Source organism: Blautia sp. OM07-19 (assembly GCF_003481595.1).
Lineage (GTDB): Bacteria > Bacillota > Clostridia > Lachnospirales > Lachnospiraceae > Blautia_A > Blautia_A intestinihominis.
Genome location: NZ_QULA01000018.1, coordinates 75518 through 83549 on the forward strand (window position 1 = coordinate 75518; position 8032 = coordinate 83549).

General features: G+C 44.5%; 5 protein-coding genes. 3 read left to right on the top strand and 2 right to left on the bottom strand.

Going from position 1 to position 8032, the window contains the following annotated elements:
- Positions 1-23: 23 nt before the first annotated feature.
- Entirely contained in the window at positions 24-506 is a 483-nt protein-coding gene (locus DXC01_RS12735) for a nucleoside deaminase (RefSeq protein ID WP_118699042.1), read from the bottom strand.
- A gap of 322 nt (positions 507-828) precedes the next feature.
- Between DXC01_RS12735 and DXC01_RS12740 the strand changes: the two genes are divergently transcribed.
- The 3 genes from DXC01_RS12740 to DXC01_RS12750 are packed head-to-tail and all read left to right on the top strand — an operon-like array spanning position 829 to position 6133.
- Positions 829-1977 carry an exonuclease SbcCD subunit D gene (locus tag DXC01_RS12740; protein ID WP_022214530.1) on the top strand — a complete coding sequence of 383 codons (1149 nt, stop codon included), beginning with the start codon at positions 829-831 and terminating at the stop codon, positions 1975-1977.
- Positions 1978-5163: an SbcC/MukB-like Walker B domain-containing protein gene (locus DXC01_RS12745; protein WP_118699043.1), complete on the top strand. Its 3186-nt coding sequence runs from the start codon at positions 1978-1980 to the stop codon at positions 5161-5163. It begins immediately after the preceding gene.
- Positions 5164-5173: 10 nt separating this feature from the next.
- Complete coding sequence (locus DXC01_RS12750; protein ID WP_118699044.1) at positions 5174-6133, top strand: DUF3878 family protein; 960 nt, start codon at positions 5174-5176, stop codon at positions 6131-6133.
- Between the two features lie 94 nt (positions 6134-6227).
- On the opposite strand, the gene DXC01_RS12755 is transcribed toward DXC01_RS12750, so the two are convergent.
- Complete coding sequence (locus DXC01_RS12755) at positions 6228-7610, bottom strand: MATE family efflux transporter (protein ID WP_118252674.1); 1383 nt, start codon at positions 7608-7610, stop codon at positions 6228-6230.
- Positions 7611-8032 lie beyond the last annotated feature (422 nt).

Below are 8032 nucleotides of genomic sequence, written 5' to 3' on the forward strand. Positions count from 1 at the left end.
TTTGTAATCCCTGATCCCATAAGTTATTTGTTCCAGAATCCCCTGTGAACTTCAGCTGCAAGCGGTGCAAGTTCCGGGAATGGTCCGATCACCCGGATATCCTTCTGACCTCTGGCAAAAACATCTCTGCATGGAAGATCAAAGGTAGGATTCTGTTCATCAGATCCGGTCAGTGACAGCAGATCCTTTTCTGTCATTGCATAAACGACGCGGCCGATATTGGACCAGTAAATACAGCCGGCGCACATTGCACATGGCTCTGCGGTTGTATACAGTGTGCATTTCCAGAGAAAATCTTTGGAATACATGGTGGATGCCTTTTCTGCAAGCTGTGTTTCAGCGTGTCCGGTGCTCTTGTGAGTGGAAATCTCTACATTTTCCTGTTCTAACAGGATGTTTCCATCCTCATCAACGAGGATTGCGCCGAATGGTGTGTTGCCGTGTTCTCTAGATGCTTTGGAAACTTCAATGCATCGTTTGAGGTAATATTCATGTTCTCTATACATGTTTTGCTGCTCCTTTTTCTTATTTTTTGATATTATTGGTATGAGGTAATACCTTTTAACAAAGTGTATCATAATACACAAAAAAATTCAATAAGACAAAAAAACTTTGTAAAAAGTAACTAATAAAAGCTGAAAAATATCGGTTTTAGAATAAGTAAATTGTGCAAAAGGCAAAAGAAACGACATAAAAAAGTTCCTTGTTGAGAAATAGCGAAAGAAAAAGATGCAGGCAGACAGCTAAGATGTTATGATGGAGACAGAGAGTGCCATGAATAGGGTGAATCGTAACAGGCAGAAAATACTGCCGGAGAGGAACGTGACTATGAAATTTTTTCACTTATCAGATTTACATATCGGATTGAAATTAATGAACCGTGATCTGCGGGAAGATCAGGAATATATTTTGAGTAAGATCGTCGAGGCAGCAGGTCGGGAAGAGCCGGATGCGGTTGTGATCGCGGGAGACATTTATGATAAAGCCGTTCCGTCTGCCGAAGCAGTCGAAGTTTTTGACCGGTTTCTCGAAGAACTGACGGAGACTGTTCCGAATGCGGTGATCATGATGATCAGCGGAAATCACGACAGTGCGCCGAGGGTCAACTGTTTTCGAAATGTTTTGTCCAGACAGAAGGTATATATGATCGGTCAGCCACCGAGAACAAAGGCAGAATATATAGAAAAAGTCGTTCTGCATGATACATATGGAAATGTGAATTTTTATCTGCTTCCGTTTGTAAAACCATCTATGGTCAAACAGGTCGTGGGGGTGGACGAGAATGGAAATAATCTTTCTTATAATGAAACCCTGCACAGACTGATCAGGCGTGAGGAAATTGATGAGAATGACAGAAATGTACTCGTCAGCCACCAGTTTTATCTTCCTGTCGGCAAGAAAGCAGATGAGATCGAGCGAATGGAATCAGAAATCTGCACGGTAGGAAATATCGATGAAATTTCCGCAGATGTGTTGGAGATTTTTGATTATGCGGCGCTTGGACATATCCACAAACCAATGAAAGCTGGCAGCGAAAACTGGCGTTATTGCGGAACACCTCTCGCCTGCTCTGTGAGTGAAGCACAGCAGCAGAAAGGGATCATAATGGTAGAAATGGGCGCAAAAGGCGAAGTCAAAACAACAGTCTTATCACTTGAACCACTGCGTCAGGTGAAGGTTGTAAAGGGAACACTGGAAGAGGTTCTGGAAGAATCCTGTGCAGATTATGTAACAGTCATTTTGACAGATAAAGCAGATCTTGACGTGATCGATATGCAGGAGCGCATCCGGCTGGCATTTCCGAATCTGCTGGAGATCCGAAGGGAAAATCTGAGAAAAGCTGATTATACCAGAACGTTACAGACGGAAGAACTGCTTGACCCTTATGAGTTATGCTGCTCTTTTCTAAAAGATCTGGATGAGGAAGAGAAGACGATCCTGCAGGATGTACTTCACACGGTTCAGGGGGTGAAATAGATGAAACCTTTACGCTTAAAAATGCAGGCATTTGGCTCTTATGGTAAGGAAACAGTGATCGATTTTGAGAAAGTAAACCAGAATCTTTTTCTTATTACGGGAGATACCGGAGCGGGGAAAACGACTATTTTTGATGCGATCGTATTTGCTTTATATGGGGAGGCAAGTTCTTCGACAAATAAGAAAGACGGCGTTGTTCTGCAGAGTCAGTATGTGGATTTTGCGCAGGAACCGTTTGTGGAACTTGTCTTTGCAGAGGGACAGGGCGAGACCAGGGAAGTGTATACCGTGCGCCGCGTTCCGAGACATCTCAAGATGATCACCAGAGGTGCGGCGAAGGGAAAACAGAGAGAAGTTACGGGATCTGTAAGTCTCATTATGCCGGATGGGACTGAATATCCGTCCAAAGAAACTGACCGGAAATTACAGGAGATCACAGGACTTACGAAGGGGCAGTTTATGCAGGTTGCGATGATCGCACAGGGTGAATTTATGGAGCTTCTGCGGGCAAGATCCGATGACAAAAAAGTGATTTTCCGGAAGCTTTTTAATACAGAAATGTACCAGGAGATCGTGGCAGAACTGGGTAATCGGAAGCGTGCAAAAGAGAAAGAGATCGCTGTTTTGAAAACACAGTGTCAGAGCGAAGTGAGCAGGATCCGCATACCTGAAATATACGGATCAGAGATACTCAAACAGTTGAAAAAACAACTTGAAGAAGGTGAGATGACACGCCTCACAGATTTCCTGAAAGAGCTGGAAATACTATGTGACTGGCTGGGAAAACATACCCGCGAGGCGGAAAAAGAATACCAGGAAGCGGCTAAAAAAAGAGATGAAAAAAGAGAGGCATATACAAGAGCAGAAGAACTTCTGAAGTGGTTTGTACAGCTCGAAGATGCGGAACAGAAACTGCAGCAATATGCATCTGATGAAGGCAGAATAAAGGAGATGCAGGGGCTGCTCGGACGTATCAGAGATACCTGGGAGATCAGGGAAAACTATATGCTTCTGAGTGATGCCCAGAAACATCTGAGAGATCTGGAAGAAGCACTGCTGAGTCAGGAAAAACGCCTGCCAATGCTGAAAAACGCGCGGGAAGCAGCCGAAAGTGCTGAAGAACAGGCGAAGCAGACATACGATCAGGAGCTGCAGAATCACAGCAGAATATCTGAGAAAGTACAGAAGTCATTAGAGGTTTTGACGCAGATAAAAAACCTTTCTATACAGACAGAAACAGACAGAAAAAGTTACAACGAAGCGACCAGAAAAACGCAGAAAACACAGCAGCAGCAGGAAACTCTGGAGCAGAAAGCTGAACAGTGGAAAATACAGAGTGAAGAGCTGGCAGAAGTGGACAAAAAACTGGCAGTTGCGGAGGGGAAAAAGGAAGAAGCAGATGCTGTTTCGCAGGAAATTTCTGACGTTCGAACACTTGGAAATCAGGCAGAGCAGTGCCGCAAAAAAGCGATCAAAGCAAGAGAAGATTATGTCAGAATAACAGAAGATTATAATGCGGCAAATACAAAATATGAGAGTATGAGACAGCGTTTTTTGAACGCACAGGCAGGTTTTCTTGCGGAAGAACTGGAACCGGGAAAACCATGTCCCGTATGTGGCTCGACAGAACATCCGAATCCACATAAAAGGGCTGTGGAATATGTGGATATCTCCGAAGAAAAACTCCAGAATATGCAGATAAATGTGGATAAACTTCGCAAAAAGCAGGAGAAATCGGCAGGAGATGTCGCGGCGGCAAGAGCAGAATATGAGACACGAAAAACGACCTACATTGGCAGTGTACGAAAACTTCAGGAACGTCTGGGAAAAAGTATTTCTTCTATAACAGAGCAGTCGAGTGTGACAGAAATGGACCATGTGCTGGAGAACTGGAAGCAGCAGCTGGAAGAAGAACTGAACAAGTTAAAGAAAGACGCGAAACTTCTGGCGAAACTCCGTGAGGCACTTCAGAATATAGAAGAACAGAGACGAAAACTTCGGGAAACGTATACTCAATGTATGACAGAAGAAAAAGAAGCGGCAGAAAAACTGGCAGGCAGTGAGGCTACATTGAAAAATCTGAAAGATTCTGCAGAATTTCAGACAGAAGAAGCGGCAAAGGCAGCTTTGCATCAGGCAGTGAGCAGCAAACAGCGTGCGGAGGAAACATATCAGAAGGTTTCGGCAGAAGCAAAAGAAGCTGTGAATTCGCAAAAGCAGGCAGAGACACTGATCGGCCGTTATCAACAGGAAATTCCGACACAGAAACAGTGCGTGGAAGAACGAAAAACTTCTTATATAGAAATAATGAGCACGAAGCAGATGACGGAAAAAGAATGGAAAGAACTTGCAGAGGCTTACAGCCGTGAGGCGGCAGAAGAATTTCAGAAAACAGTTAATACTTATTATGAAAAGAAAGCGGCACAGCAGGCAAGGAAGGATTCTGCAAAGAATGCAGTTGGGAAGGTCGGACGGCCAGTCCTGGAAGAAATTCAGAAGGAAAGAGATCTGGCCGAGACAGAATATCTGGAAGCAGAAAAGATTTATAATCAACTGCGTATGGACAGCAAAGACGATGGAGAGATTTTGGCTGCTCTTTCATCCAGACTGGAAGAACGAAAGGCAGTTGTGGAGGAACATGCCCGGATCGATGCTCTGTATCGGATGACATCAGGAAATGTAAGTGGAGCACGTATGGATCTGGAAACGTATGTCCAGAGATATTATCTGGAGAGGATCCTTTATGCGGCGAACCGACGTTTTCAGGAGATGTCTGCAGGGCAGTTTGAATTTCGGATGTATGACTTGGAAAAAGCAGGCGAAGGTAAAAATCGCGGACTGGATCTGATGGTATATTCTACAGTCACCGGCAAAGAACGGGAAGTGCGGACGCTTTCCGGAGGGGAATCTTTTATGGCGGCGTTATCACTTGCACTTGGAATGGCAGATCAGATCCAGGAAAGTTCTGCGGCGGTCAATCTGGATATGATGTTTATAGATGAAGGCTTTGGTTCACTGGATGAGCACTCACGCAACCAGGCGGTAAAAGTCCTTCAGGAGATGGCTGAGGGATCAAGACTGATCGGAATCATTTCCCATGTGACAGAACTTAAACAGGAGATAGAAGATCAGCTGATCGTAAACAAAGATGAAAATGGAAGCCGTGTAAGATGGCAGATCAGTTAAGGAAGAAAGAATGACAGAAAATACATTGGAAAAGCTGGCACAGCTTCTGGAACAGGATCAGTTTGAGCTGATTTTTTCAGAAAGCGGAGCAGGCAGAGGACAGGATATACGGCTGGTATACCTGATGAATGATGCTGTAGAGAGCTTTCTGGTCTTCCGGGATGCCCGGATGACAGGCGAATATCATGCGGAGTATGAGGGAGAACTGGAAGCATCTCTGAACAAACAGGGTGAGGAATTTGTGCTGGTGGTGAAACAGGGAGAGACAGTCCTGACGCTGTTTTTTGAAAAGATGGATCTGGAAGTGCATCTGTATGAATATGCGTACACCGGACATTTCTGGGTTAAGGGATATGAATATCTGAGGCAGCTCGAATACAGGCTTGCGATTCTGAGAGATAAGTACGATTATCTTGGCGAAGAATACTGCACCGAGGAAGAAAAACGTCTGGCAGCACTTGTAGAGTTTCCTCCATTAAATTATTGCTGCTATCCGGCAGTTCCGGAAAAGTATATCGTGCCACGGGAGGATCCCTGGGTTCCGTCGGAGGAAGCCATTACTTATATGAAAGAACTCTCTGCTGAGTGCGGAGATATTTCTCTCGAAAAAAAGCTGGAAACATATCGGAAACATCCGACAAAATTCCGGGCAAAAAGAATTGCAGCCATGCTTCATAAAAAGAAACATGCTGCAGTTGTGGATCTGCTGACACGGAGACTGCGGGAAGCAACAGCGGAGTATCCACGGCGTTTTCTTGGGGATGAGCTGGAACGGAAATATGAGAAGATGCTGAAAATGGCGAGAAAAAGACAGCAGGAATTGGAGGAACAGGGATATAAGTCAGATATTCTGAGAGAAGAGCCTTTTACGATCGCGCGAGATTCGCTGGGGTATAAAGTGTATCTTATGATATGGAAAGAAAAAAGGGGCGACGTGGTGGTGGAAGTCGAAGAATATGCCTGTAAATAAAAGCCAGGGGGACGGGTATTGTACCTGCCCCTCCGGCTTTTTTGTTGCATTGCATATCGAGGAGGTGCCAGTGGCCAGTGGCAAGTCCGCTGATTTACTCGTTTTTCATCTGTGAGAGTTCCCTTCTTGCAAACACGACTGCGAGTACAAAAGCCGCCGCATCAGCAATTGGCCCTGCGTACATTACGCCGTCAATTCCCATAAACTTCGGAAAGATCACAACAAGTGGAAGCAGGAAGATCACCTGTCTCGTAAGGGACATGATAATACCAAGTCCTGCTTTTCCTATAGAAGTAAAAAATCCTGCGGACATTGGCTGAATGCCATTTGCAAAAGTGAGAAGCATAAAGATCCTCAGATAATTTTCCGCAAATTTAAAGTACAGATCACTTCCGCCGCCAAACATTCCCACGATCTGATGAGGGAAAAACTGAAAGCACAGGAAAAAGATCACTGCAATGATCGTACAGGCGGTGGCTGAATATTTATATGTCTGTCGAACGCGGTCAAATTTTCGTGCACCGTAGTTAAAGCCCCAGATTGGCTGTGCACCCTGAGCGATTCCGATACAGATTGCCAGGAAGACCATATTTACTTTGGATACGATTCCGACGCATGCGATCGGAATATCACTTCCATAAACAGAAATTGATCCATAATAGCGAAGGATATTGTTCATTACGATCTGAACAGCTGCAATTGCGATCTGATTGATGCAGGAAGCCATTCCAAGTGAAGTGATCGCTTTGAGGTGGTGTATTTGTGGCTTTAGCATTTTGCGGTCCAGATACATTTTGCGGAATTTTGTAAAATAAAGCAGGACCAGAAATGCAGATACGATCTGACCGATCACAGTTGCCCAGGCGCCACCTTTGATGCCCCATTTGAAACCAAAGATAAATAACGGGTCCAAGATGGTGTTGATGACTGCTCCGGTAAGGGTGCAGGTCATGGAATAAGTAGGACTGCGGTCAGCACGGATCAGATGATTTCCGCCGACGGATAAAGTAAAGAACGGAAGACCGATCGCAATGATGCTTACATAATCTGTTGCATAAGGCATAACAGTATCCGTCGCGCCAAAAAAGATAAGCAGCGGCCGCAGGAAAATCAGAATGACTGCGGCAATGGATACTCCGGTGATGACCAGTGTGGAAAGTGCGCTTCCGGCGATCTCGCTTGCTTTGTGCTCATTACCTGCGCCCATTTCCAGATTATAGTTGGATGCACCACCGATTCCCAGAAGCAGAGCGGCAGCAGTTGAGATCGTCGTAACCGGGAATGCAATATTGGTAGCGGCATTTCCAAGCATGCCGACACCCTGACCGATAAAGATCTGGTCTACTATATTATAGAGAGCATTGACCAGCATACTGATAATGGCAGGGACTGCAAATTTGGCAAGAAGACTGCCAACAGGGGCAGAACCCAGTGGATTTGCTGCGGTTGATGTTGAAGGGGGTGATTGCTGTTTCAAGATAAAAACCTCTTTCTTCTATAGTAATGTGGTATGTTCGCCCCATTTTGGGGAGATACTATCAAGTATAACACAAAAAAAGAAAAAAAGTGAAAAAAGGTGTTGACAGATTGGTTTTATAGTGGTATTCTAACTGAGCTGTCACGAAGAATTGTTTCTTCTGAATAAACAACTTAAACAATTTTAAAAGTTCTGAAAAATGTGAAAAAAGTTGTTGACAAGGAAATGAAGATGTGATAGAGTAGACAAGTCGCCTGAGAGCGACGCGCAAACATCATAAAAGCTTCGGAAAGAAAATGAAAAAAGTACTTGACAAGCGCTGATGAATGTGATAATCTAGATGAGCTGTCGCAAGAGAGCAAAACAAAAGAACCTTGATAACTAAACAGTGAAACACATACGATTCTCGAAAATTCTTTAAG

What these genes read in the sequence shown, in the direction of transcription:
- DXC01_RS12735 (WP_118699042.1), bottom strand. Translation starts at nt 506, where the DNA reads ATGTATAGAGAACATGAATATTACCTCAAACGATGCATTGAAGTTTCC.
- DXC01_RS12740 (WP_022214530.1), top strand. Translation starts at nt 829, where the DNA reads ATGAAATTTTTTCACTTATCAGATTTACATATCGGATTGAAATTAATG.
- DXC01_RS12745 (WP_118699043.1), top strand. Translation starts at nt 1,978, where the DNA reads ATGAAACCTTTACGCTTAAAAATGCAGGCATTTGGCTCTTATGGTAAG.
- DXC01_RS12750 (WP_118699044.1), top strand. Translation starts at nt 5,174, where the DNA reads ATGACAGAAAATACATTGGAAAAGCTGGCACAGCTTCTGGAACAGGAT.